The 25,411-nt window shown below is 32.9% G+C and carries 22 protein-coding genes; 4 read left to right on the forward strand and 18 right to left on the reverse strand.

All coding sequences use genetic code 11. From position 1 onward, the window contains the following. Positions 1–126: 126 nt before the first annotated feature. The 15 genes from AB4865_RS10700 to AB4865_RS10770 form a co-directional block, all read right to left on the reverse strand. On the reverse strand, positions 127–753 hold the full coding sequence (locus AB4865_RS10700) for a hypothetical protein (RefSeq protein WP_372473295.1): 627 nt from the start codon (positions 751–753) through the stop codon (positions 127–129). Beyond that, positions 740–1,681, reverse strand: a complete 942-nt coding sequence (locus AB4865_RS10705) for a hypothetical protein (protein ID WP_119653216.1) — start codon at positions 1,679–1,681, stop codon at positions 740–742. Before AB4865_RS10705 ends, AB4865_RS10700 begins: the two co-directional genes overlap by 14 nt. 109 nt (positions 1,682–1,790) lie before the next feature. Continuing rightward, positions 1,791–2,072: a helix-turn-helix domain-containing protein gene (locus AB4865_RS10710; RefSeq protein ID WP_372473296.1), complete on the reverse strand. Its 282-nt coding sequence runs from the start codon at positions 2,070–2,072 to the stop codon at positions 1,791–1,793. After that, positions 2,050–2,370, reverse strand: coding sequence for a helix-turn-helix domain-containing protein (locus AB4865_RS10715; RefSeq protein ID WP_119653200.1), 321 nt, complete (start codon positions 2,368–2,370; stop codon positions 2,050–2,052). Before AB4865_RS10715 ends, AB4865_RS10710 begins: the two co-directional genes overlap by 23 nt. Positions 2,371–2,481: 111 nt before the next feature. Continuing rightward, positions 2,482–3,759 carry a site-specific DNA-methyltransferase gene (locus AB4865_RS10720; RefSeq protein WP_372473297.1) on the reverse strand — a complete coding sequence of 426 codons (1,278 nt, stop codon included), beginning with the start codon at positions 3,757–3,759 and terminating at the stop codon, positions 2,482–2,484. A gap of 86 nt (positions 3,760–3,845) precedes the next feature. After that, positions 3,846–4,277, reverse strand: a complete 432-nt coding sequence (locus tag AB4865_RS10725; protein ID WP_372473298.1) for a TraQ conjugal transfer family protein — start codon at positions 4,275–4,277, stop codon at positions 3,846–3,848. A gap of 34 nt (positions 4,278–4,311) precedes the next feature. Further along, positions 4,312–4,884 (reverse strand): conjugal transfer protein TraO, encoded by a 573-nt coding sequence (locus tag AB4865_RS10730; protein ID WP_372473299.1) that lies wholly within the window; start codon positions 4,882–4,884, stop codon positions 4,312–4,314. Positions 4,885–4,888: 4 nt separating this feature from the next. Continuing rightward, positions 4,889–5,764, reverse strand: coding sequence for a conjugative transposon protein TraN (traN, locus tag AB4865_RS10735; protein WP_372473300.1), 876 nt, complete (start codon positions 5,762–5,764; stop codon positions 4,889–4,891). A gap of 104 nt (positions 5,765–5,868) precedes the next feature. Next, positions 5,869–7,221 (reverse strand): conjugative transposon protein TraM, encoded by a 1,353-nt coding sequence (traM, locus tag AB4865_RS10740; RefSeq protein WP_372473301.1) that lies wholly within the window; start codon positions 7,219–7,221, stop codon positions 5,869–5,871. 195 nt (positions 7,222–7,416) lie between these two features. Continuing rightward, entirely contained in the window at positions 7,417–8,040 is a 624-nt protein-coding gene (traK, locus tag AB4865_RS10745) for a conjugative transposon protein TraK (RefSeq protein WP_119653168.1), read from the reverse strand. An 80-nt stretch (positions 8,041–8,120) separates the two neighbouring features. Beyond that, the gene (traJ, locus tag AB4865_RS10750) at positions 8,121–9,110 is read right to left on the reverse strand and encodes a conjugative transposon protein TraJ (protein ID WP_119653169.1); all 990 of its coding nucleotides are present in this window, start codon (positions 9,108–9,110) and stop codon (positions 8,121–8,123) included. An 8-nt stretch (positions 9,111–9,118) separates the two neighbouring features. Continuing rightward, entirely contained in the window at positions 9,119–9,745 is a 627-nt protein-coding gene (locus tag AB4865_RS10755; RefSeq protein ID WP_372473302.1) for a DUF4141 domain-containing protein, read from the reverse strand. A 60-nt stretch (positions 9,746–9,805) separates the two neighbouring features. Beyond that, positions 9,806–12,292, reverse strand: a complete 2,487-nt coding sequence (locus tag AB4865_RS10760) for a TraG family conjugative transposon ATPase (protein ID WP_372473303.1) — start codon at positions 12,290–12,292, stop codon at positions 9,806–9,808. Positions 12,293–12,313: 21 nt separating this feature from the next. Continuing rightward, positions 12,314–12,652 carry a DUF4133 domain-containing protein gene (locus AB4865_RS10765; RefSeq protein ID WP_372473304.1) on the reverse strand — a complete coding sequence of 113 codons (339 nt, stop codon included), beginning with the start codon at positions 12,650–12,652 and terminating at the stop codon, positions 12,314–12,316. A gap of 1 nt (position 12,653) precedes the next feature. Next, positions 12,654–12,959, reverse strand: a complete 306-nt coding sequence (locus AB4865_RS10770) for a DUF4134 domain-containing protein (protein WP_013997380.1) — start codon at positions 12,957–12,959, stop codon at positions 12,654–12,656. A gap of 148 nt (positions 12,960–13,107) precedes the next feature. Between AB4865_RS10770 and AB4865_RS10775 the strand changes: the two genes are divergently transcribed. From AB4865_RS10775 to AB4865_RS10790, 4 genes are read left to right on the forward strand one after another with little or no spacing between them, the layout of a single operon-like run. Further along, on the forward strand, positions 13,108–15,090 hold the full coding sequence (locus tag AB4865_RS10775) for a hypothetical protein (RefSeq protein WP_372473305.1): 1,983 nt from the start codon (positions 13,108–13,110) through the stop codon (positions 15,088–15,090). Beyond that, entirely contained in the window at positions 15,087–16,016 is a 930-nt protein-coding gene (locus AB4865_RS10780; protein WP_372473306.1) for a hypothetical protein, read from the forward strand. The genes AB4865_RS10775 and AB4865_RS10780 overlap by 4 nt, the downstream gene beginning before the upstream one ends. Continuing rightward, on the forward strand, positions 16,013–18,019 hold the full coding sequence (locus AB4865_RS10785) for a hypothetical protein (protein ID WP_372473307.1): 2,007 nt from the start codon (positions 16,013–16,015) through the stop codon (positions 18,017–18,019). Before AB4865_RS10780 ends, AB4865_RS10785 begins: the two co-directional genes overlap by 4 nt. A 12-nt stretch (positions 18,020–18,031) precedes the next feature. Further along, entirely contained in the window at positions 18,032–21,079 is a 3,048-nt protein-coding gene (locus AB4865_RS10790) for an AAA domain-containing protein (RefSeq protein WP_372473308.1), read from the forward strand. A gap of 43 nt (positions 21,080–21,122) precedes the next feature. Here AB4865_RS10790 and AB4865_RS10795 read toward each other — a convergent pair whose 3' ends face one another. Genes AB4865_RS10795 through AB4865_RS10805 form a run of 3 tightly spaced genes read right to left on the reverse strand, consistent with a single transcriptional unit; the run spans position 21,123 to position 25,411 of the window. Further along, complete coding sequence (locus tag AB4865_RS10795) at positions 21,123–21,800, reverse strand: hypothetical protein (RefSeq protein WP_372473309.1); 678 nt, start codon at positions 21,798–21,800, stop codon at positions 21,123–21,125. Between the two features lies 1 nt (position 21,801). Continuing rightward, positions 21,802–24,888, reverse strand: coding sequence for a class I SAM-dependent DNA methyltransferase (locus AB4865_RS10800; RefSeq protein WP_372473310.1), 3,087 nt, complete (start codon positions 24,886–24,888; stop codon positions 21,802–21,804). After that, a complete protein-coding gene (locus tag AB4865_RS10805) occupies positions 24,857–25,411 on the reverse strand; it encodes a hypothetical protein (protein WP_372473311.1) in 555 nt (184 codons plus the stop codon). Before AB4865_RS10805 ends, AB4865_RS10800 begins: the two co-directional genes overlap by 32 nt.

Genomic DNA, 25,411 nt, shown 5'->3' on the forward strand with positions numbered 1-25,411 from the left:
ATGTTTAAGGTTTAAAGTTCCCCCTTTCGGGGGATAATTGCCTGTCGGTGCTACCGACCTTCTTTTCTTTGTTTTGCGGACAAAGAAAAGAAGCAAAAGAAAACCGCTTACTTACAGATGGTTATTTTATGGGTTTATAATAGAAGGTTTGTTTTGTAAATCGGTCATTTTATTTTCTGTAACTTCTATAATTTGTCCTATACCTATTGCACCATATTTTCTAAAACATTCTTCACCCTGAATAAATCTAATTGAAGCATTTTTTTCTATATGATACTTTAAGACATTTATAACCTTTCTTTTTTTTATTTTTTTTATCACTCCATTTATAGAAAAAATAACGTTATTTCCCCTTAGTCTGTTAATGTATTTTCTCGAAAAATATGGTCTGTTTGCGTTAATTAAATATAATTCATTCTCTGATATATAGACAATCTTTTGATTCTCAAACTCATCAAAAAGTTTGTTTCTTAATCCTTTTGATTCTTTTATTAGGATTCTTTTACCAACAAAAATAGTGTCATTCTCTTTCGTGTAATGAAAGAAAATCTTAGCATCAGACATTAAGTCCCCTTTACGCATTATTTCAACACAAAGTTTCTCTTTATCAAAAGTCAAATAGTGCTGTCTTTTATGAAAATCAAAATTTTTATCATCTGATAGATAGTAAGTTATGTAAATTTTATCTTTATTTTGGGAAAACAAAGATAAAGTAAATGATAAAAAGAAGAAAAGAAAACTATTCCTTAACATAAATACGTGGTGTTTCTGTAATAAATATTTTTACAAATTCAATATATGACTTATTCGGATTTTCCTTATGAAAGCCAAATTCGTTGAGATAGCCCGATTTATATGTATTATTGTTTATTATATCAGAAAGTGATGATTTGGAGTTTAATTCTTTTGATGAAATGTTTTTATATAAATTACCTATCTTGGGTTCTGCTATTTTTATTATGACATCAATTGTAATGTCTTTCATATGTATGATTTCCTTAACTCCAAAATATTCTTTATCTTCTTGAATAATAGTATTAATTTGTTTTGTTCTAAAAGCATCTAACATATCCTTCTCTTTAATTTTAAATGCAACTTTTAGAATACCATCAAATGCAAATTGTCTTTTATAAGCACTTAATTCATCGGTTGTGTCGTATAGAAAACCTGGTATATAATCTCCATCATCTGTTTTTATAAAATCTATTTTGCCTGTTTCATATTGAAAAGCGTGATGTAATTCGTGTAATATGGAATCTAAATTCCCGTGTTGTACTTCAATTACATTATCACCTTTGTAGTTTATTTGAGGAGCATTTTTATTTTTCTTGAAAATATACCTTGTAGCTGTATTTTCTAAAAATTCAAGTTCATACACTGCTGTTTTTAATTCTTCTATTCTAAAATTTAGATTAGATGTATCTTTACCTTGAGCGACACGCTGATTTCTCTCTTTTTCTAACTTTGAGATTCTTTTTATTACCTTTTCTTTTATCTTCTTTATTTTTTCTTTATCTCCATCTGAATTTTGGAAATAAGTCTTATTTTCGAATTTATTTATATAAGACTGACAGTTTTCAATGTAAGGAGTTATACTTGAAAAATTACCTCTTCTATATTGACATCCTATCTGAAAAAGAGTAAAATCTATTTTTTCTTTTATATTGTTAATCACATTCATAACCCTATCTTTATTGTATGAGGTAACAAATGTAATCTTTATTTTCTAAATATCAAATTTTCTATACAAGAGGGCTTTACAGAGAGAAATAATGAAGAATGGCAAGAGATTATTTGTGATAATTCGCTTCTAAAATATGTTGTAAATCACTTTCTTTAAAAAGGATTTTTCCACCGATTTGAATGTATGGAAGTAGCTTGTCATCACGATATTGTTGTAGGGTTCTTCTAGTGATATGCAGTAGCTCACAAACCTCTTTCCCCGTTAGGTAGATTTCACCACCAAACACAGGACGAAAGTTTTTAAGGATAAATTCCGTTTGGGCTTTTAGGGCTTCTATTTGAGCCATATAATCGGTAATTTCTTGGTTATGATGCGTGAGTAATTTCATTTTCGGTCACTTTGGTGTTTTGAGAATTTTGAGAAGCCAACAATTGTTCTACATCGCTTCGTTTGAAATAATTCTTGCGTTGAATGGACGAATACGGCAAAATTTTTCGGTCTTTGTAACCTTGCAATGCCCTTTTGCTGATACCAAGCATTAAACAGACCTCTTGGGTGTCCAACCACTTTTCTTGTAAACAAAGTCCTTTGTAGCTATTCACTACACTTTGTAAGGTTCCTATAAGCTGTTCTAATTCTTGATGCGTTTGCTCAAAAATCGCTTTTTCAATGACAATCACTTCCATTATTCTGTATTTATTTAAGGCAAAGCTATAAACAAAATACGCCTAACGGATACATTAGGCGTATTTTGGAAGTCAGTGGTCGGGATTGGCAGAAATTACGTAAATGCTGTTTTAAAATATTTCAGATGAGCTTTTCATTCCTTCTACTTGCTTTCCCTTTGCATTGGTATATCCTTGAATTACCTTTTGCAAACGAGGATAGGTGATTTCTTGGCAAATATTATTTTCATTATTGGTACATACTATAAATTTTCGATTGCCATTGTCTTGGCTATTGGCTTTCAGCACAGCGTGTCCTGTGGTTCCTGAACCTGCAAAAAAATCCAAAATGCGTATCTCTTTATCCTTAAAAAGTTGGATACAGAACCTTACCAATTCGGTTGGTTTAGGAAATTTAAACGTATGTTGGGGTAATATTTGTTTTAATTCCTGACTACCTTCTGTATTCAAAAATTCAATAAGTCCTCGAAAAGGAAGCTTTCGCTTATAGGGTTCGTTTTTATTATTGACAAATTGGTATTGTTTTATATACACTTTCCACTGTTGTTGTCTCTTTTTAAAAACAATAAAATCATTTTCAATACCCCATTTTACCTTGTCTTTACTCCATCGCCAAGTGGTAGGTTTACCCAACTCTCCTCCTGCATAAATCATTGAATCATCGGGAGCTCGAATGGGAAAATCAGCAGAAGCATTGTAAGTTCCTTTATATGCCAAATCTCTCAAATAATATTTCCCTCTGTATGAAAAATGATTGTCTTTGAATTTGTATTTTGTATCGTTCTCTACTGCAATGGTTTGTTTTTCAAACACTACTTTATGCTTATTTCGTGCATAGCAAAACATATAATCATATTCTATGGCTATCCATTTGCTATCGTGTCCTGCCCCTGTTTTGTTTTTTCTTACAAATTGAGCTATAAAATTTTCTTCACCAAAAATACTGTTACATAAAAGTTTAAGCGGAGCAACCTCATTGTCATCAATAGAAATAAAAATAACCCCTTTTTCAGACAATAAGTTCTTGGCTAATCGCAATCTTTTGTCCATAAACGAAAGCCATCTACTATGCTTGTATACGTCATTATTATTCATATACTTATCTGTATAGGTAAGTTGGCTTTTCTTACCCGTGTTATAAGGAGGATCGATGTAAATAAGGTCTATTTTTTGACGATGTGTTTGATTTAATACACAAAGAGCGTGATAGTTATCACCTTCTATCAACATATGTGCTTCTTGCGAAATATGGGTAATAATTTCTTTGGAAGTATCCTCTACCAATATGGGCGTTTTACGTAGGCAATCTTCGATAACAGCTTCGGAGTATTGCTCCCAAACCAAGCCATATTTTGCATCACAATTTAGTTCGTTTATTTTCTTTGACAACGACATACTATTGTTAAAATTTATATTTAAAATACCCCTGAAAAATCCAACGTTTTTTCAGGGGCACGCTGACTTCTACGAGTTTTTTATTTCTCTTTTCTGATATTAGTAAACTCAAAATCTACTTTTTGTTCATTTCCGAAAGAATCGCTTATCCATATGGAAAACATTTGGGGAACTTCTGAAAGTGATTTGTAATAAAGCCGAAAAATTTTATCGGGTAACTCATACGTGTCATTGGGTAGTAAGGGTGCTGCATTTCCGATACGTAAATTTCCATTGCCATCAAACTGAAAGTACCGAATGAAATATTGATTTTCCACATAGTTTTCAGGTGTCGTAATTTGACAACGAATTTCCACGATTTGCCCTTGACTTACCAATTTGGGAACAGGCATTACCTTTACCTCAAAAGGAAAATTCTGTTGTACATTAAGCTCTTTTTCACAAGAGGTTAGCAATGTAGCTATCATCAAAAACAGACTTGCTAAAACGAATTTATATACTTTTGTTTTCATTGATTATTGATTGAAAGATTAAAGAATTAAAAGATTAAAACATATAACGAACTCCCAATCCTACTGAGGGACGCAAACGCTCCAAGGAAGTACCCCATAGGGTTTGTAACTTACCTTGCATAAGCAACACCCAATGATTGGTCAGATAGGTTTCCACTGAAATTACACCTGCCACACCATAGACCCATTGGCTTTGATTTTGTAAAATCGCTCCGTCATAAAGCCGTCGTTTATCTCCATTAACCATTTCATAACCCAAAAGTCCATACATTCCTCCATTTACGGCAAGAGTTCGGGTGGATTCGCCTAAAAGAAAAAAACTATACCCGCCTTCGAAAAGATACGTTTCCGTAGGAATTTTTACCTCTTTATACGTGTAATACCGTGTGCTATATTCCAATGCTACACGTTTATAGCTTCCATTTTTAGCATTTATCGTTAGCCCCAATCCCGCTGAAAAATCACTCATTGAAAAGTTATTTCCAAAGACACTTACAGGAAACGCCACAGCAATTTCCAACCCCTTTTGACCGGGAAACAATCGCTGAGCAAAAAGCGTATTATACCCACTCATTGCCAAGATTATACATAATAAATAACGTATCATTGAATTAAAATTTTAGGTGAAACTGTTCAATAGGACGTGCTTTGCTAATATCTTCATTGGTAAGTAAAAACGACTGATAACGGCTTCCGTTCTTTTCAAAGATTTCAATGCGAAGCACTTTGTCATCGGATAAGGTAAACCCTTCCAACATATATATGCAACGAGCATCTTTTTGGGGTTTAACGACTAATAAAGGCTGATACATACGCAATGGTTCTATGGAAATTTCTTGCACAAGGCTTTGCTTGGTTGTTTTTTTATCAACCATTTTAAAAGAGATAAAATCCACCTCAAAAGGCATACGACTTCGGTTTTTGAGCTTGATATCCAAGTACAATTTCCCGTTGTGTACATACATTCCTTTCAGTAGCCACGAGATTCCTGCATTTTGCGAACCAATATGTTTTATAAACTCTCGTTTTTGGTTGTAAATGGAAGTCATAATCATTTGAGCCACCGCAGGCGATTCCCAACCCGTGTCAGAGAACAATATATCCGACTTAACGCTATTGCCTTGTGGAATATTTCGGGCAAAATCCAAGGTAAGCAATTTCGGAGAAGGATGATAACACACCTCGAAACTGAAAAAACCACCATCTTCGGTAATAACTGAAAGATTGGTCTTTTGTTCAAAATCGGTTACCGCTGCCTTAACCCGAAGTACATTTTCAGCTTCTTTGGCTTTGTCTGCAATCAGATGCTCACTTCCTAAATCCACATAACGAATTGCTGAAGGAAAAATCAAATGGGTGGTTTTGTCATAAGTAACCTCTAATGGATAAGGCGTTACTTGTGTATTTAATGTAGCTGTCGATGATTTATTCGTAGTCGACATTTCACTGCCCGTTTGGGCGTACGATAGGACAGTACAAACTGCCATTAGAAAAAACATTGGTGTTTTCATTGTGTTTAATGTATTAAATTGATATTTATTTTTTTCATTCTATTTTTCTAAACTTCCTATTTTCCTTTTATGTTAGAATCTTATTTTTTAGCCACTAACAACACCTGATATCCTGCTTTGACTTTTATAGCGGGTCGGATGATTTTTTTGGATAGGTAAGAACTTGTTCCTTGTACAACACTTTTGGTCATATCCGAAATAATTTGGTCTTTGGCAGAAGAATTAAACGTAAAGCTAGTACCTGAGTTGCCTCCCATTGAGGCGGCTATTTCCCGAAAGGCATTGGCATCGGGAGTGTAAGGTAAATATAAACCTTGCTGTCCGTCCAAATCGTAGGCAGTGAGAGCTATGGGAATAACTTTACCTTTATATTCCAATGAATGAATATCCAAAAGAAGCCTATCGCCACTGACTTTTGCGGTGGCAGTGAGTAGTTCCCCTTGGGGAATAAGCATTTGGGCTACGCGAATGGGTTCCAACAGTCGTAAAGGTACACGAGTATTTTCTCGGATGGATTGTTGCCAATGTACACAGGCTCGTATGCTGTTTTTAAGGGGAGTTGCTGTTTGTTTAAAACTTTCTGCTCCGACAAAGTTGCGTTGATTTTGCGTAAGCCAATGCTGTGTCAAAACGCTATCATTTTCCTTTCGGGGTAAACGACTTACTACTTTATTTTCGGTGGTATATACAGGAAGTACCGAGGCTTTTTCGGTAGTAGGCACGGAATTAGTAACCTTTGTATTCTCTGAAAGTCCATCAGAAGGTAAAGTAGAAGTACCATTGGTATTTTGAGGTAAATATTTTGATGCCATCTGATAGGATTTTTCCATCAGTGCCATTTGAGTATCAAGAGGGTCTTGATTTTCTTTTTCAGAAAGTTGAGCTTTGAGCATCTCGATTTCTTCTTCCAAGCGTTGCTTTTTTTCCATAGCCGAATTGTCTTGATAAAAATTGCCCAACGTGTGATGAATATCCCGATAGGTGTGTGCCGAATGGGCTATGGCATTGGGCGTGGAAGATTCTTTTTTTCTTTGAGGAGCCTGTGAATGTGTTGTTTGAGAAATCTCATCTTGTGACCAATAATCGGACAGCACCCCCAAAGCAGCTTCCTGCTGAGATTGTTTTTGGTCGAGCAAGGCTTGTTCGTAGGCAATTTCCTTGTCAGAGGGCAATACGTTTTCTTTAGCTTCTGGCACTAATTCATCTATACCCTTTGGATCGTTTTCGGAAGAAGTACCCCCTCCAAAAAGCAGGTACATACACCCCAAAAATACCAATCCCATTAGGGTAAAAACAAGCCATTTTTTGTATTGCTGTTTTCGAGCAAGGGCTTTTTCTTGGCTCTGTTGCTCGTATTGTTTTTCCTCCTCTTCGGTGAGAAGGACACTTATCTTTTGCTTAGCCGATGGCTGTGTATTGTTATGATTTTCCATATCTTTATGTTTTTGTTCCTTGTTCTTTGTTCCTTGTTCTCTGTTATTTGAATTTTATCAGTACGATAAAGGTCAGTAACACGTAAATTATAAAACCGATGATGATATAGTTTCTTCGTGTTTTTAGGGGGAGTTGTTGGCAGTACTGCTCAATACGATCATTGAGTTTATTTCGGTATTTTAAAAGGTATTGTATCATCGTTCTACGGTTCTAAGGTCTTTGTTTTCAATAACGGTAAATTGCTCCATAATAAACCCTTGCGGATTGTTATCTGAACGTACGGAGTTCACTAATCGACAAGCCGTTATAAGGCTTCGCTCGGTGATATTACTCTGACGGGTGATAAATTGCTTAGCAAAGGTTTGTACCTGATATGGATAATGTTCAAAATCACAGTGAATACTATCGATAACCACACGCTGTTGAATATTCCCTGAAATCATCCGATGATAAAATCCTTTTTCGTTTAAATCCTTATAGTAGTCAAAAGCCGATTTGTCTGCTAGAAAAAACGCTCTCTTGGTATTGTCCTCAATGGCTTTTTTATCAGGGGCTACATTGAAAAACAGTTCGTGAAATCGGCGGATGTGCTCACGAGCTTCCACAGGGCGGTTGATTTTCGTATCTTGTGAAAGAGCCAACATCAGAGATTTACCATTGTCTAACACATAAATTTTCTCGCGTTGTTGTTGAGCAAAATGATAGGCATATCCCACCGAAAACAAACTTATTAACAGACAAAAACTAGCAAAGACAAGAGTGTACATCCGAATTTGCTTAAATCCGTTTTCGATATTTCTAAAAATTTTAAATTCCATTTTTCTGTTTTTTTTTGATGTTATTTCTTTAAGCGGTTGATTGATGGAAATAAACCTATATCAATCAACCACCTATCAGATTATTTTTTCAACAATTGTCCCGAAATATTTCCCGTAGCGGCACCTGCTCCGGCTCCTACAACATTCCCCGTTTTGGTAGCCGTTTGATTGATATTTCTGCCGAAATTGCCCATACCTCCGGCTTGTATAATCCAACCGGAAACCGTTGGAATGGTAAAATATCCGATGATGCCGATAATCATAAAGATGATATACACCGTATTGGAAGTATCGGGAATAAAATGAGGGTCAGATAGTTGTTCGATGTCTTTTTCGATAATAAGCGATTGAATACGAGCCAAAATGGCACTGAACAAATCCGATACGGGAAGCCACAGATATACGCTTACATAACGGGTAATCCATTGGGTCATTGTCGATTGAAAGCCATCCCAAACCGAAATGGCAAATGCCAAAGGTCCTAAAATAGAAAGTACAATCAGAAAGAAAGTACGAATGGTATCAATCACCAATGCTGCTGCTTGAAAAAGCATTTCCAAAAGCTCTCGAAACCACGCCCGTATGCTTTGTTTAAGGTCATACATTCCTCGCTCAATGTACATTCCTGCCATTACCGCCATATCCGAAGGACTCCAACCCAATTCTTCCAATTTTTTGTCAAAGGCTTCATCGGAAACCAAATAAGCCGTCTCGGGATTTCTCAGTTGTGCCTCTCGTTCCAAGCGGTCTTTTTGTTGTTGGAGTTTGTGTAAATCCAAGGTTTGAGATTCTAAAATATGGTGCGTTCCTGTAACCACAGGGCTTAGTACGGCATTCATCGTTCCTAAAACTAACGTGGGAAAAAACAGCACACAACCACCAATGGCAAAAGGTCTAAGTAGTGGATATACATCCACCGCTTCGGCTCTTGCCAAGGCTTGCCATACCCGCATCGCCACGTAAAACAACGCTCCCAACCCCGCAATGCCTTTGGCAATCCCTGTCATCTGTGCCGTAAGAGGCATCATATCATCGTATAAACTCCTGAGGATTTCGTGTAAATTTTCCATCTCTTCAATTACCAATATTTCATTTCATTGCCATAAAGGGAAAGCACCCGTTGTGTATCGTTTTTCTTCTTGGCTCTGAGATAACTTACCGAAATGTTTTTTTGAGTGTAATACCGCACTAACAGATAATATTCCTTGACTTCTTTATGTACCCTATCGATGATATCCAAACGCTCTTTATCGTTCATCGATAAAGAAGAAGCATTGACAATCTGCTTTAAATCTTTCAGTAAATTAGAACTCTCTGCCAAAAGTTTAGAATACCCAAAGGCTATGGCATTGAGTTCTTCAGCCGAAAAATTGGCATCTTGGGTCATCTTTTTGAAATTGGTAACGTACATTTGAGAAATATCTCCCACCATCAGTACCGTTTCTTGTACCTTTCGGGCATCTTTTACCAAATTATTGACACTTTTAAGAGCATCGTAATATTTTTTTCCTTGATTATACACCTTTTCTACCTCTTTAAAATTGTTGAGCATATTTCGGGCGGTAGAAGAAGTTTGTACAATCTGTTGGGTGGTATTGACAATACTTTGAGCTAAATTCGTGGGGTCTGTAACCACCCATTGTGCTTTTACACTGCTGAACATTAGCAGTAAAAACATTCCTGTTACAATGTGTCTTGCTTTCATCTTTTTCTTTTTTTGTTAAACATTTTGTCTATTTTTCTGTCTATTGCCTATTGCCTGTGTTTATTGTCTACTCATCTGTTCAATGGCTTTTTCTAAATTGCCGTCGAACTGTCCGGTGAGTTGCATCAGTTGGTGTTTTTCGCTCTCTTCGGTAGTGTACGCAAAATATTCCTGACGGCTTACCTCAGTGGCGTACACAGCCGAATGTGTCCCTCCCAAACCAATCCACACTTCTTTGTATTTGCGTTTCGGGTCGTTATTTAAGTTGATAGAAAGAATTTGTGCTTTTTCCTTTTCTGTAAGCCCTAACATCGTTTGAATTGCATCGAACTTATTCATATACTTGCGTTGGTCGAGCAAAATTTTGCAATCCGAATTGTTGATAATACTTTCTTTGACAATGGGTGAATGGATAATATCGTCCACCTCTTGGGTGACAATTACCGCCTCACCGAAGAATTTACGCACCGTTTTAAACAGGTATTTGATGTATTCCGCCATACCTTCCTTAGCAATGGCTTTCCACGCTTCCTCTATCAGAATCATCTTACGAATCCCTTTAAGCCTTCGCATCTTATTGATAAATACTTCCATAATGATAATGGTTACCACAGGAAATAATATCGGATGGTCTTTGATAGCATCTATTTCAAAAACGATAAATCGCTTGGAGAGCAAATCCATTTCTTTGTCGGAATTGAGCAAATAATCATATTCTCCACCTTGGTAATATGGCTCTAATACATTTAAGAAATTAGCTAAATCAAAATCCTTTTCGCGTACTTTTTTCTCCTTTAAAAGTGCTGCATACTCGCCTTTGACAAATTCATAAAAGCCATTGAAAGCAGGTTTTTGATGCTGATTTTCTTTAACCTGTTGAATGTACAGGTTCACTGCATTGGAAAGGGCTACCTCTTCCGAACGGGTGGGTGGCTCATCATCGCGTTTCCAAAGGGTTAGGATAAGCGTTTTGATACTCTCCCGTTTTTCAATATCAAACACCCCATCGTCCGTGTAAAACGGATTAAAGGCTATGGGATTATCTTCCGTATAGGTGAAATAAATCCCATCTTTTCCTTTGGTTTTCTGATGTATCAGTTCACACAATCCTTGATAGGAATTTCCCGTATCCACTAAAACAATGTGTGTCCCTTGCTCGTAGTATTGTCGAACCAAATGATTGGTAAAAAAAGATTTACCACTGCCCGAAGGTCCTAATACGAATTTATTTCGGTTGGTGATAATTCCTTTTTTCATCGGCAAATCCGAAATATCCAAATGAATAGGATTACCCGTAAGCCTATCTGCCATTTTGATACCGAAGGGACTTGGCGAGTTTTGATAATTCGTCTCTTGGGTGAAGAAACACAAGGCAGGTTCAATGAACGTGTAAAACGTTTCTTCGCTCGGAAAATCAACTCCGTTACCTGCAATGCCCGCCCAATAAAGTGTAGCCGTATCAATGGTATTATGTCGGGGTTTGCATTCCATCGAAGCCAAGGCACTACCCACATCGTTTTTGAGCGTCCTAAGTTCCTGAGGGTTATCCGACCACGCCATTACATTAAAATGAGCTCTCACAGATGCCAAGCCTTGCGAATGAGCTACATTGAGGTATTCTTCTATCCACTGCTTATTGATTTGATTGGCTCTACTGTACCTCGAAAGCGAGTGCATATTACGAGCTGATTTTTCAAACTTTTGTAGGTTTTCCTGTGAATTGTCTAAAAACAAATATTGATTGTAAATATGATTGCAACTTAGCAGTAGTCCAACAGGTGAGGCAAACGATAGCAAACAATCACTCTTATCCGTGGATAAACGTTCATAACGGCTCTCAGGGGTAACGCTTGTTGGTAAATCCTCCGTATCGGAAAGCGTATGCAAACACAACTTCTGATTGCCAATACGCATCTGTTCTGCCGAAAGACAAATATCCTGCAAGGATACATTATCATCGGTGGAAAGACTTAAATACTGCTCAAAGAGTCCTTTTTTATCTTTTGTACCAATGTAATCTGTTTCGGTGAGTTGTGTAATGTGCAAAAATCCCGAATCGTTTAAAATACGTTCCATCTGCCTAACAGCCTCCAAAAATTGAGAGATGTACTCTTTGTTTCTGATTTCTTTGGGTAGAAAATTGCCTTTACAAAGCGATGAAAAATTACTCTGTGACTGCATTCTGTTTTTGGTGGTTTTGGTCAAAAACAAGTAACATCGGTGATGCAAAAACGGTCGTTCATTGAAATGTTTTTCATACGAACGAGATAGAAAAGTAGTGTTTTCCGATTGTAAATTAGGAGTGTAGTTCTCTTTGAGAAACCAATCTTGTTTATGAATCACCGTGTATTCGGGAAGTACTTTTATAGCCTTATACCAAAGTGAATGCAACAGCTGATAATCTTCTCCTGAAAGGGTAAAAAGCTCGGGCAATTGCACGGAAAAACCAATAGTAATGTCGGCTTCTTTGCTCAGCAAACAGTCGTTTTCAATGGCAAGAATCGGGAATTTACTTTCCAAAGCACTGATTTTAGAGGTGTTTTTCATCTTTTTGTTTTTTGTGTTTTTTTAGTTTTTTGTGTTTGAACTAGTACGGATAAACAAGCGAACGGATTTTTGGTTTCTGAGATATTTGGGAAGGCGTTTACTAGCTGCCTTTTTCATCAGGCCGTATTCACCATATTTTTGATTCAGTGAGAAAGTCTGCCAAACTACAAGACTTGCCAAGCCTACGCCCAAACCTAAACACAAATATGGCTGTACTCCAACAGTGTAGAGAATCATTACCAAAATCAAAACTGCCAACAATCCGCCCGCAAAAATGAATAAGTATTGAGCTTTAAGCCCTTTAAATTCTACGCTTCTGCCAATACCCTTGTTGATGGCGTATGTCTTTCGGGTTTCCATTTTACAAAAAGAAAGAACGTAAAATCGTAGCCGCCACAATCAAGAAAATACACGCTCCAAACCAACTTGCTGCCGTTTTGCTCGTGTCAGGATCGCCACTACTGAACTTGTTATAAACCTTTACCCCGCCGATAAGTCCCACCACGGCACCTATGGCATAAATCAGTTTGGTAGCAGGGTCAAAGTACGAGGTAACCATTTTGGTAGCCTCATTGATACCACCCACTCCATTGCCCTGTGAAAAGGCAAAATTCGCCATCATCAAAAGCGATAAAAACAACTTTTTTTGAATTAATTTACGTGTCATTTTTTTAACCTTTTTAAAATTTTAAGGCAAAAGTAGATTCATAATATCTGCTAAAAATCAAAGTGGTAGTAAATGGAAGAAGATGGCAGGGATTGGCAGTTGTTAAGAGTTATTTGTATATTTGCAATACCTTATTTATAATTGAAAAATGATCGTAAATATATATCTGAAGGAACACGAATTTTTAAAGCTAGAAACTCCCCAAACCTTAAATTTTGGAGGAAAGTATCTGTATAATTTTGAAGAGCAAGGTCGCAATCTTTATGTGACAAAAAAGTTGAATGAAAAATACATTCCTGATTTTTTTAATATTTCTGGAAGCCAATGTAAAATAAATTTACTCAGTGCTATTGTTGGAGCAAATGGTGTTGGGAAGTCATCTGTTTTAGATATCATACGAAATATATTTGCTAATCCTGGCTATAACGGAGCTTTCCCTCATAATCTTTGTGTAGTTTTGGTGGAAGAGAATGGGCAAACCAAGGTTTTGTATAAAGCAGGTTATACTAATATTTATATAAAATCTGATAGTGGTGAAATATCCGAGTTAGAATATGCTTCAAAACAAGAATACCAATCTATTTATTACTCTCCCCATTTTGATTTAAAGTACAATCCGGATTTTGATGAAGTAGATAAATATGATATTTCTCTCGATCGATACATCAAACAAGATTTAGAAGAAATCAAAGAAAGAGACAACCGTTTTAAATATGATTTTCACTGGGAATTGAAATACAAAAATTCATTGAGGCAAATTGACTTTCTTAATTCTTCAATTTTTGATGAAAACATAATATTTAGGGAAGTATTCAACCTGCCCAATTACAAAACAGGAATATTATATTTCAGAGATTACAATCTCAATTATAACGATAAAAAAGAAATTATCTTTAGAAATGTACCTCTCCCTCTAAGACCTATCATAGAGCATATATTGTACAAAATTGAAAAAGAAAGAGAAGATTGGCATATTTTCCGAGATCAAAATTCAAAATTAAACAAAAATCTAAGACAAGCCCTAGTAAACAGATATTTGCTTGAAAGATTTGTAATTAAAGCATTTATATCTATGGTTATTTATCAAATGGATAAAGAAAATACCTTCCTTGAGGAGGGGAAAATTGAGGATCCATATAACACAGAAAGATTTAGTAACAGTTCTGCCAAAGAAGTCTTTTACTATTTCATAAAGGAGAGCTATATTCAAATAGGAAACCGTAAGAAGCATATTTTCAATTCAGAGGATGTTATTGCTTTTATTGAGAAGCTATTTACTCTTCTCGAAAAGGAAACAGATCCATATAATCTCTTAAGAGAAGATATTCCGTTAAATTTAGATGAATTGAAAGAAGTACTTGATTTACATAAAAAGGTGGTAACTCGCCTTTTTAAATATCACCTTGCTCTTGAAGGATTAGTTGAAAAGAGTAATTATGTAGAAGGAATACTATCATTCAACCCTACGGATAGAAATATGAGCTCAGGCGAAATAGCATTGCTTAATTTTATGTCTAAGTTGTATTATTTTATTGATATGAATTTAGTAGAAGAAAGAAAATTTCTGCCAGATAAACAAAACTATATCCTATTGTTAGATGAAGCCGATTTGGGCTTTCATCCACTTTGGAAGAAAAAATATGTAAATGCTATACTAAAAACCTTACCATACTTTTTTGAAAACCTTAAAGTAAAACCCAATTTACAGATTATTATTACCACACACGACCCTTTGACTTTGTCGGATTTACCAATGAATAATGTGGTTTTCATACAAAGGCAGGGGGATTTTTTAGAAGTTGTTCCCGAAGAAAACAAAGTACAAAAAACATTTGGAGCAAATATTACGGATTTGTTAGCACACTCCTTCTTTGTAGAGAACGGATTGATTGGTGATTTTGCCAAATCGAAAATAGAAGAAACCATTATTTGGATAAATGAAAATAAAACCAATAAGGGTGAAAATTTTGAAAAAGAATTGGAATATCATAAGAAAATCATCAATTTGATTGATGAAAGAGTACTAAAGTTAAAACTTACCGAAATGATTACTGAATTGGTTCCCGATGACCATTATTACAATCAAATCATCGAAGAAGAAATTGAAAAACTAAAAAGATTGAAAAAATGATTTACATAGATATAAATAAATCTAATATTATTAAGGCGAGAGAGAGGCATTATGAAATAATGAGGTATATCATTAGAAAACGAATTTACGGGAATAAGGTAAAAAAAGATGAAATGCCAATTCCAAAAATGCGAATAGATAAAATTAAAAAGGTTGGTTATAGAATAGAAAAATTCTTTGAAGATGAAGATAATTTGCGAAAAGTTTTAGTAGGAAAACCTAATGAGTTAGATGAAATAAAAACTTTGTTTTCTAATAAACCTGAAATAAAACAAATTTTTCATTACAATAATTGGATAAAATACGATAAATATAACGCTTATGATTTGGCAAGAGAATTAGATATTCCCACTTGCCCATATTGTGGGAGAATGTATACAAAAACAGTGATTTCAGAAAAAGGAAAGAAAATTGTGCGTCCTGATTTTGACCATTGGTTTCCAAAAAGTAAATATCCTCTTTTAGCTTTGTCGTTTTATAATTTAATCCCTAGCTGTAATATCTGTAATAGTGGATTGAAGGGAGCTTATGATTTTGAGTTAGATACTCATTTTCATCCTTATCACAAAGCAGAGGGTTTTAAATATACTTTCAGTTATGATTTAGATGCCTATCAAAAACCTTGTGTAAAAATATTAGCAGAAAAAGGAATTTCCAAAAACTCTGTAGAGGATTTTGAATTGGAGGAAATCTATAAAACGCATCAAGACGAAGTAGAAGATTTACTAAAAATTCGCCAAGCCTATTCCGAAAAATATATTGAAATCTTGAATAATTTTAGTGGAATTAACCTTAGTAAAGAAGAAGTTTACCGTTTGGCTTTTGGGGCTCATCTTGCCGAAGATAAATTTGACCGAAGACCACTCAGCAAAATGAAAAAAGACATCTTAACCGAATTAGGAATTATAAAACCTGAAATGAAATGAATATAAACAAAAACAACTTTAAAATTATCGCATTAGAAGTATTGGCAGACTGTGATAAAACACATTATAAATTACTTACCCCCAATCAAATATATTACTTTTATACAGATTACAAAATTGAAGGAAATAATGTAAAATTCCCTAAAAAAGATTTAGATTTATATTCTGTTTCGAAATATTCAGATAATAATTTGAGGATAAGTATTTCTGCATTGGTAGGAAAAAATGGAAGTGGGAAAAGTACTATTATTGAACTACTTATTAAGGCAATAAACAATATAGCCTTTATGATAAAAGAAAAAAACAGTAGTATTTCGCACGAGATTAAACTAGTAGAGGGTATAAATTTGAACATCTATTATCTAATAAATAACACAATATACAAGTTGAATATAAGTGATAAAAACTTTATAATTGAAAAATACGATGAAAAAAGTATTGGTTTTGTTAAGGATAATGAATTTAAATTAGAAAATTTCTTTTATACGGAAGTAATTAATTATTCATTGTACGCTTATAACTCAAATCAAGAAGGAAGTTGGATAATAGATATTTTTCATAAAAACGATGGCTATCAAACACCAATCGTATTAAATCCAATGAGGAATGAAGGGAATATAGACATCAATAAAGAAAATTATTTAGTGTTTCAACGATTATTAGCAAACCTATTGACTTATGATAATAAAGACGAGTTACATTTAAGTTTAGGAGATAATTTGCAAGCAGAATCAATTACATTGAAATTAAAAAATGATACGGATGAAAACGGATTAAATTACTATGAAAAGAAATCAAAGGAGAGTTGGGGTATAGAGTTATCCAGTTTTGATGAAGAGGATAAAAATCGATTAATAAACAAACTAATAACCACTTTATCTGAAAAGAACCAATCAATAAGCAATGAAATAGATAAGGATATTATAGAGCTTTCAAAACAATATATACTTTATAAGTTGATAAGTATTTGTAAAAAGTATGAGAGATATATAAAATTAAATATAGATTTTAATAAAGATATAACTAGCTGGGAATCTTCGTTTTCAATGTTAAAGGAAGATAAAAGCCATATCACATTTAAGCTAAGACAGACGCTAAATTTCCTAATCCACAACCACATTGAGTATTCACATAGTGAGAGTGAAAATAAATTATCAGTAGAAAAGTTTGCTGAGAAAATTAAAGATTTAGCTAATACTGAAAAGATAATTAACTTTTTACCTCCTCCGATTTTTGAAGTAGATATTGAGATGAAATCTACAAAATCTGGTGAAGATAAGATTAAATTTTCATCATTAAGTTCAGGAGAAAAACAACAAATCCACTCAATCAATTCCATTTTTTATCATTTGATAAATTTGGAATCCATCTCAAAAGATGAGGGTAGAATGTCTTATGAGTATATCAATATCATTTTGGAAGAAATCGAATTGTATTTTCATCCAGAATATCAACGAACATACATATATAAACTAATTCAAGGAATTGAAAAATTAAATCTCAAAAAGATTAAAGGTATCAATTTTATCTTTGTAACCCACTCTCCTTTTATTCTATCCGATATTCCAAAGCAAAATGTATTATTTTTAGGTAATAACGAGTGTGAAGGTAAAACTTTTGCAGCTAATATTTCAAAGATGTTCTCTAATTCGTTTTTTATGACTGATTTGATAGGAGAGTTTGCAAAAAATAGAATCAATCAATTATTAGAAAAACTGAATCAACAAAAAGAAGAATATAGAAAGGAGGAAGAAGATAAGAAAAAAACAAATAAAAAAGAAGAAGATAAGTATAAAGCACAAATAATAATATCTGATAACGAAAAACCAGAAGCCCTTGAGTTTATAAAACTAATAGATGAACCTATTTTAAAGTATAAGCTTAACGAGATGTTCTGTGAGGCATATCCTAATTTTTGCAAAGAAAATGAGAAAAAAATCAGAGAAAATGAATTAAAGGCTCTTGCAGAACAATATGGATTTAAAATAGAAATTAAAAAATAAATTGAATAAAATATGCCTCAAAAAGACATTTTACATTTTTGGAGAAATGTAGAAATCTTCAATTTTCCTGACTTAGATAAGGATTCTGTTATAGAAATAAAAAATCAACTTCCTTGGAATACACCCAAAACTATTGAAAAAGGTAAAAAAAGAATCTACACACTGTTTTTTGGGGAAATTTCAAAAGAGAATATTGTAAATCATATTGAAAATTTATTTCCAAGCAAGGAAAAGGTACTTTGGGAAGAGAAAGTGAGTGGTTTTACTTGTCTTTCTTCAATTATTCTTGATGAAAAAGGACAACCTGATGCTAATAGCTATACATTAGCAAGTTATGTTTTGGGATTAAATGTTTTACACAACAAAAGAGATATTTCTTCCGTGTTTCAATTACTTCAAAATGTACAAGATGAGTATTCTGAACGGTTTAATATTCTCAAAAATCAAGATAATGAAAACTCAAAAGGTGAAGTTATAACTCGGGATTTTATAAATAAAGAAATAGACTATCTCAAACAATTAACTCCTTGGAATACAAAAGAAATAAAAGTTTATTATCTTGAAAAAGATGTTAGCATAAATACTAAGCTTGATGCTCCGTTTCTAAATAGCTTTTTCTTAGAAGATTTGAATAATTTGATTGATAAAAAAACTGAATTATCACTCACATTGCAAGATTATTTGACTCTTACTCCCTATCAGCAAAAATTAGATTTGATTAAAAATAAAGAGGAACTTTTTAAAACCATCCATCCAGAATATTTAACTGAAGGAAAATGGGCTTCGTCTCCTCAATATGGACTTTGTACTGCTCAATTAGGTGCTGTAAATTCTATTTTTAAAGATTTGAATAACAACTCAGGTTTGCAAGGCGTAAATGGACCTCCCGGAACGGGTAAAACCACACTTTTGTTAGATGTGATTGCTCAAATCATAGTGGATAGAGCCAAGTATATTACTAACATTGGCACTGATAATCTTTTTGGAAAAGGTGTAAAATTAGATTTTAAAGATAGATACCAATATGTTTATCCTTTAAATGCTTCATTACAAAAGAATTTTGGTATTGTTGTAGCGAGTAATAACAATGCAGCGGTGGAAAATATCAGTAAGGAATTGCCTCAGTTGAAAAAAATTGACAAAAAAGCCTTTTCAAATGCAGATTATTTTGGGGAATTTGCAAAAGAGGAATTAACTGGCAGTGAAAATTGGGGAATTTTAGCTGCTGCATTGGGGAATTCCGAAAATAAAAGTAAATTCCACAATCTCTTTTGGAAATCATTTATAAAAGATGAAAATGGAAATAGCATAGTTGATAAAGAAGTAAATAACTTTCAAAATTATTTAGTAAAAATTCAATCAGAACAAGAGAAAAATCCAAGTAAAAAAAGGGAAATCCTATCAAATTTCGAAAACGCAAAAAATAATTTTGAGAAAAAATTGAAAGAGTTTAATACTTTCAAAACGATAGCAGTCGATTTTCACAATAGATTTGATGAGTTTAGAAAAAATATAGCTTTAAAAAAGGAGTTGGACATTTCTAAAATAGAAAAAGAAACCGCTAAAAATCAATTTATTAATGATTTAAAGGCATTAGAAATTAGAAAAAACGAAAAAGACAAAGAGCAAGAAAATGTAAAAATTTCTTTGAATTTTCATAATAATAAAAAGCCTATTTTCTTTTTCTTCCAAAAGTTGTTTAATACAGAAAATTATAAAAAATGGAACAATGAAATAAGTGAGATTTTAAGCGAATTTGATAGTATTTCATCGGAAATAAAGCAACTTAACTCTCAAATTGAGAAAAAGAGTTCTGAATTGAATATTGTTGAAAATCAACTAAAAAGCTTTCAAAATCAATTAAATCAAATTGAGAGATTTGAAAAAGAATATGAAAACTTAAAATCTCAACTTACCCAAGATTACAAAATTGAGGAAAAGAATCTTTTTGATGAAAAATTCTATGGTAAAGATTTGAAAGAAATTCATTTACTCTCTCCATATCATTCAGAATTTATAGCAAAACTTCGTAGTGAAATATTTTTAAATGCTCTCGAAGTTCATAAATATACAATTCTTAACAACGCCAAACAATTCAAAAATAATTTGAATTCTTTTTTTGAAATGATTACAGGTAGAGCGAAAATTGATGAAGAACTAATACAATCACTTTGGGATACTTTCTTTTTCTGTGTTCCAGTGGTTTCTACATCATTAGCTTCGGCAAGTAAATTGTTTCCTAATATGGCAAAAAATCAAATCGGATGGTTATTAATAGATGAAGCAGGACAAGCCACGCCTCAATCAGTTGCAGGTCTGATTCAACGCTCAAAACGATGTGTTATTGTAGGTGATCCAATACAAGTAGAGCCTGTGGTTACTATTCCCAAAACTTTGGTTGATGGATTGATAAAACATCAAAATATTGATTCTGTTTGGTCTCCATACAACGGTTCTGCTCAACAGTTAGCCGACAGAATTTCCAAATACGGAACACAAATGGGAGATGTTTGGACTGGATTTCCACTGAGAACCCACCGAAGATGTTTTAACCCAATGTTCGATATAGCCAATGAAATAGCGTACGAAAATCAAATGGTAAAAGGCACGAAAGATAAAAACGAACAAGAATATATTGGTGAATCTTATTGGTTTGATGTTGCTGGTAATGGTTCAGGAGATAGCCAAGTTATTAATGAGGAAATTGAATTACTCAAAGAAAAAATCAGTGAATTAAGAAAAACATATTTAGAGGATATTTATGTAATATCTCCTTTTAAAGCAGTTGCAGATAAATGCAGAGGAGCATTAAATAATTTCGAAAATGTTCAATGTGGTACGATTCACACATTCCAAGGAAAAGAAGCAGATGTAATATTCCTTGTTTTAGGAAGTCATCCAGATAAAGTTGGTTCTCGTCAATGGGCATCTACAAAACCTAATATGCTCAATGTAGCTCTTACTCGTGCAAAAAAACGCTGCTATGTGATTGGAAACAAAGAATTGTGGGGCCAACAACCTTATTTTAGTGTGATGGGAAAAGTGTTGAAAATGAAATAATATTGATATAAAGACCACATAGAAGCTAATGTTTTTATGTGGTTTAAGTATTTATAGAAACCCAAATATGTGTCAAGTGAATATCATCATTTGCTCTGTGAGCAATAGATCCTAATACACAAAAATCCAAATTTGACTCTTTTAATGATAACCTTTCGTCACTTTTCCAACTTGAATTGTCAGTTTCAGATAATTCAGTAATCCAATTATTTACCGTTGTATTCCAATAATTAAAATTTTCCTTTTCTACAAAACCTAATAAACCACATTTTTTTAAGCCCTTGCCGTGTTTTTCAGTTTTATAGCGTTCAATACCTCCGTTATTTTTACTTCCAATTACATATTCTTTTTCTCTATATTTTTCAGGAGCAGGTAATCGCTTAGCTTCTACTGAAAAAATAGAAGCAGTGGAGGCTCCCTCTTCATTAGGATAAAAGTAAAAATCTGATATACCTTTACTTTGATTGGTAATATCACGATAACTAGAGCTTACATTAAAAGGATAATTCCTATTTCTTATTAATATTTGAGTTTGTTCTACATAAGTTTGTGTAAAATCATCCTCATTCAAATTTTTCTTATTATAAAAATCTGAACGAAGATAGGATTTAAAGTTATTAACAGATTGTTTCATTATCTCCTTAATAAGAGAAATTTTACCAATATCTGAAATACTAATATTAGGAACTTGTTTATTATATAAATTTTCCTCTGCAATCATACTAATAACCTGCGTTTGAAAAATCAGAAAAACATTTATCTGCATCTCGGTAAGCCGTTAATGAAAGCCAATACCTATATTGATTTGGTTTTACAAAAACAATGGTATCTTTTTCAGGATATAATTTTATTATCCTATTTACCGATAAATAAACCGAAATATCGTTAGTTGTAAGTCCTTGAATGTCTAATTCAGACAAATCTTTATGGAATTTAGGTTCTGTATTTTCATTATCATACTTAAAAACAGTTGCTATTAATGAATTTTTCAACTGAACGACATCAGATAGTCTAAATTTATGGCTTTCGTTTTGATAAATCGTATTTAATGCTCGTGAAAATTCGGTTCCATAATTTGAAATAATGGAAAATAAATTATGCTGTTTTATTGGTTGTAAGGCTTTTGAATTTTCTCCATTTCGAAGAAACTTTTGAAAGAAATTCAATACATCCTCTACGATATTGTAATCAAAATCTGAAAGAAACTCTTCTGTTACATATCTTAAGTTATATAAGTCATAAGCAAGAATCGCAGTATTTCTATTTCCTAATAATTGAGCACTTTTAATTATAAATTGCAAAATGTAAAGTTTTTCATACTTAACTATATTGTTAAAAATAAATTCTAAAGATTTTAGGTCTTTGTTGGGAGAAGAAACTCCTACATATCTATTCTTAAAAACTAAATCCTCATTACTATTAATAGCTAAATTAATTATAGCTGAATCAATATCAATCGTTTCACTAATGATAAGGCTAGGTTTATGGTAAGGAAGAATATTATTAATTTTTATCATTTCCTCAGGAGAAATAGTTTCAATTTTATTTGCATCAATTTTTTTATTTATTATTCCCTTTAAAGAAATTAACCTCCTGTTTATATTAGTTGGATTATTTGATTTAGTTTTTAATGTTCCGTGCCCTTCTTGAATAGTATATCCCTTTGAAATTAAAAAAGATTTAAATAATGGGAGTTTTTCTAATTTCTCAAGTATTTTTTTTATTCTTCCGCCCCCGAGTAGATTTATTTTCCAAATAAACTCGTTATCTATTGCTGTTTGGCGATTGATAAAATGTAAATCATAATCATCTATTTCAAAAACTATTCGCTCTTTGGTTGCTTTTGTTCTCCTAAATGTTAAATGTAAAATATTTCTATAAAAATCTGGTTTTTCATTTCTAATAAATATGGCAGCAGATGCAACATCAGCACCATTATCCCAAAGTGATTTATTCCTTGCCAATGCTGTAAAATCTAATATTTGAACAACATTAAAATTACTAAACAAGATTTTTTTATATTCGTTGGAAGTGCTATTGTATAGCAATCCTGACGATTTTATAATCAAGGAAATCAATCCCTTAGGTTTTAAAAAACTGAATGATTCCGAAAGAAATTTTAACGCTATTTGTCCTTGTGGAATTTTTACTTTTTTATCCTCTACTTTCCAAATGTTTGAGTAACTAGAAATTGCACCTCTTACAAAAGGCGGATTTCCTATTACCAAATCAAATTTCTTATTTTCAATGGCTTTACATTCAAAAAAATCAGAATGAATTAAATTTGTTTTTGTTAAATCATCAAATTTCAATTCATTTAAAATTGTAATAGGATTCAATTCGTTACACAAAGCCAAACTCAAGCTGAATGATGCCAATCGTACTGCTTGTTCCTCTTTATCAACACCGTAAATGTTTTTCAAAATTGATTTTAAATCATCAATATTTGGAGTTGCCATATTATTTTGGAGTCGCCATATCTGCACTAATCGCTTAAAAGCCACTACCAAAAAAATTCCCGAACCACAAGCTGGGTCTAAAATCGTATATTCCTTTAAGTCAATGTTTTTATATTTTTTTAACGGAATACATTCATCAACCAATAATTTTGCTAGATGCGAGGGGGTATAATACAATCCTTTATCTTGTTTATCCTCTGCTAAAAACTCTTCATACAAACGACTGATCAACTCAACAGGAATAAACTTAAATTCAAAATACCTCCAATCGTTAAATTCTAATTCTAGTTGATTAGAATTCAAGTTTGTTTTATTAGTTGATAATAAATCAGCAAGAATAGACAAATCTAATTTTTTTAGATTATCTTCTTCTGCACTATCCCATCTAAATACATTTCCATTAAAATCTTTGTTTAAATCCGAAAGAAGTTCTACAAATTTACCTTGTTGTTTTAAAATATCACTAAAAGACAACGCATTATCGTATTTTTGAAAATATTTCTTTGATAATAATTCATTACCATTGCCATCAATGGTTTCTTCTAAATATTTTATCAGTATCGATTGAACAATTATCTTATTAACTATTTCAGTTGAAATAGTACTAAACTTAGTAGTTAGTTTTTTTGACACATAACGAATATTGTCAATCAATTTATCATAAGCAGAATTTTGGAATTTAAACTTATTTTTCAGTTCTTCTTCTTCCCAAAAAATTCCACTTTTTATTTTTACAGCAAATTGTTCATTATATAATTCGTGAACCTTTCCTGTTAGCTTTAACTCTTTTACTAAATATTCGGGTTTATATTCTTTTGTTATATGCTTTGTGCAGTCAAGAATTTTAATCTCCGTATTATAAAATATACAAGCCAATGGTGCTTCGCCACTGCTCCAGATATTAGTTTGAATTTGAGCTAGTTCGGATTCGTTTGTCTCTTCAAAATTTCTATCGGTAAAATCAAACAGATATACTTGAGGCTTGTAGCTTCCATTAAGTTGTTTTCGTAAATAGATAGCCGAAGCACTTAATTTTCGGGCCTTATCCAAATGAAATTGAATTTGAGGCTCTGCTAAGTTATCAGTATTATCTATTAAGTATAGGCAATCATCCTCTGTAGTAAATCCAAGATTTACTATGTTTTTTTTAAAAGTTAGGTAATGATTATCCATAATGAATACTTTTATACAACCCACAAAAATATAAAATAAAAATAATACAGCTAATAATTCTTGTTTAAAATATTTAATTATTCTTTCAATAAACTGAATGTCAGTGATATAAAAATATTTTTTTATAGAGTTTTTTAATTCCCTATCACACAAACTCCTCAATATCAAAATCTCCATTTGGCTGAGGAGTTTGTGGCAGTACGGCATCTAACAGCTGAGCTACTTTTAGGGAAGCCTCAGGTAGGGCTTTTTCAATTTCTTCCAATAGATTGGTACCAACCACTTTTTGGGCTAGTTCTCTGTTTTCTGTGGTGGAAGATGCATTTTGGCTTAGAAAATCGGCTACTTTTTCCAAATCCTCAAAAGACAAGCCTGTGGCAAAATCATTGTCTTGCTCAGAAGTTCGCATCGCTCGTAAATCCTCTTCTTCATCTTCAAAATCAGGCAGATTGCTTTCATTTTCCTGCTCAAACTCTGCTAAAATTGCCTGTTTTTCAGCCTCTGTTAATGGATTTTCTTGCTTTGTAGGTACAAATTTACTTTTCCCCATTATAGAAATATTTTGCTCGGGCTTTTCAGGTGTTTTTTTGCATTCGGGCAAGGGGTTGGAATATTTTTTCCGTTCGATTTTCAATGAAAATTTTTCCGATAATAACAGAAAAATAATCAGTATCAGCAGTATGATGATGAGTTTTTCCAT

The sequence above is a fragment of the Capnocytophaga sp. ARDL2 genome (assembly GCF_041530365.1).
Taxonomy (GTDB): Bacteria; Bacteroidota; Bacteroidia; order Flavobacteriales; family Flavobacteriaceae; genus Flavobacterium.

Excerpts from the sequence above, each read along its gene's own strand:
- AB4865_RS10700 (WP_372473295.1), bottom strand. The coding sequence starts at position 753 with ATGTTAAGGAATAGTTTTCTTTTCTTCTTTTTATCATTTACTTTATCT.
- AB4865_RS10705 (WP_119653216.1), bottom strand. The coding sequence starts at position 1,681 with ATGAATGTGATTAACAATATAAAAGAAAAAATAGATTTTACTCTTTTT.
- AB4865_RS10710 (WP_372473296.1), bottom strand. The coding sequence starts at position 2,072 with ATGAAATTACTCACGCATCATAACCAAGAAATTACCGATTATATGGCT.
- AB4865_RS10715 (WP_119653200.1), bottom strand. The coding sequence starts at position 2,370 with ATGGAAGTGATTGTCATTGAAAAAGCGATTTTTGAGCAAACGCATCAA.
- AB4865_RS10725 (WP_372473298.1), bottom strand. The coding sequence starts at position 4,277 with ATGAAAACAAAAGTATATAAATTCGTTTTAGCAAGTCTGTTTTTGATG.
- AB4865_RS10730 (WP_372473299.1), bottom strand. The coding sequence starts at position 4,884 with ATGATACGTTATTTATTATGTATAATCTTGGCAATGAGTGGGTATAAT.
- traN (WP_372473300.1), bottom strand. The coding sequence starts at position 5,764 with ATGGCAGTTTGTACTGTCCTATCGTACGCCCAAACGGGCAGTGAAATG.
- traM (WP_372473301.1), bottom strand. The coding sequence starts at position 7,221 with ATGGAAAATCATAACAATACACAGCCATCGGCTAAGCAAAAGATAAGT.
- traK (WP_119653168.1), bottom strand. The coding sequence starts at position 8,040 with ATGGAATTTAAAATTTTTAGAAATATCGAAAACGGATTTAAGCAAATT.
- traJ (WP_119653169.1), bottom strand. The coding sequence starts at position 9,110 with ATGGAAAATTTACACGAAATCCTCAGGAGTTTATACGATGATATGATG.
- AB4865_RS10755 (WP_372473302.1), bottom strand. The coding sequence starts at position 9,745 with ATGAAAGCAAGACACATTGTAACAGGAATGTTTTTACTGCTAATGTTC.
- AB4865_RS10760 (WP_372473303.1), bottom strand. The coding sequence starts at position 12,292 with ATGAAAAACACCTCTAAAATCAGTGCTTTGGAAAGTAAATTCCCGATT.
- AB4865_RS10765 (WP_372473304.1), bottom strand. The coding sequence starts at position 12,652 with ATGGAAACCCGAAAGACATACGCCATCAACAAGGGTATTGGCAGAAGC.
- AB4865_RS10770 (WP_013997380.1), bottom strand. The coding sequence starts at position 12,959 with ATGACACGTAAATTAATTCAAAAAAAGTTGTTTTTATCGCTTTTGATG.
- AB4865_RS10775 (WP_372473305.1), top strand. The coding sequence starts at position 13,108 with ATGATCGTAAATATATATCTGAAGGAACACGAATTTTTAAAGCTAGAA.
- AB4865_RS10780 (WP_372473306.1), top strand. The coding sequence starts at position 15,087 with ATGATTTACATAGATATAAATAAATCTAATATTATTAAGGCGAGAGAG.
- AB4865_RS10785 (WP_372473307.1), top strand. The coding sequence starts at position 16,013 with ATGAATATAAACAAAAACAACTTTAAAATTATCGCATTAGAAGTATTG.
- AB4865_RS10790 (WP_372473308.1), top strand. The coding sequence starts at position 18,032 with ATGCCTCAAAAAGACATTTTACATTTTTGGAGAAATGTAGAAATCTTC.
- AB4865_RS10795 (WP_372473309.1), bottom strand. The coding sequence starts at position 21,800 with ATGATTGCAGAGGAAAATTTATATAATAAACAAGTTCCTAATATTAGT.
- AB4865_RS10800 (WP_372473310.1), bottom strand. The coding sequence starts at position 24,888 with ATGGAGATTTTGATATTGAGGAGTTTGTGTGATAGGGAATTAAAAAAC.
- AB4865_RS10805 (WP_372473311.1), bottom strand. The coding sequence starts at position 25,411 with ATGGAAAAACTCATCATCATACTGCTGATACTGATTATTTTTCTGTTA.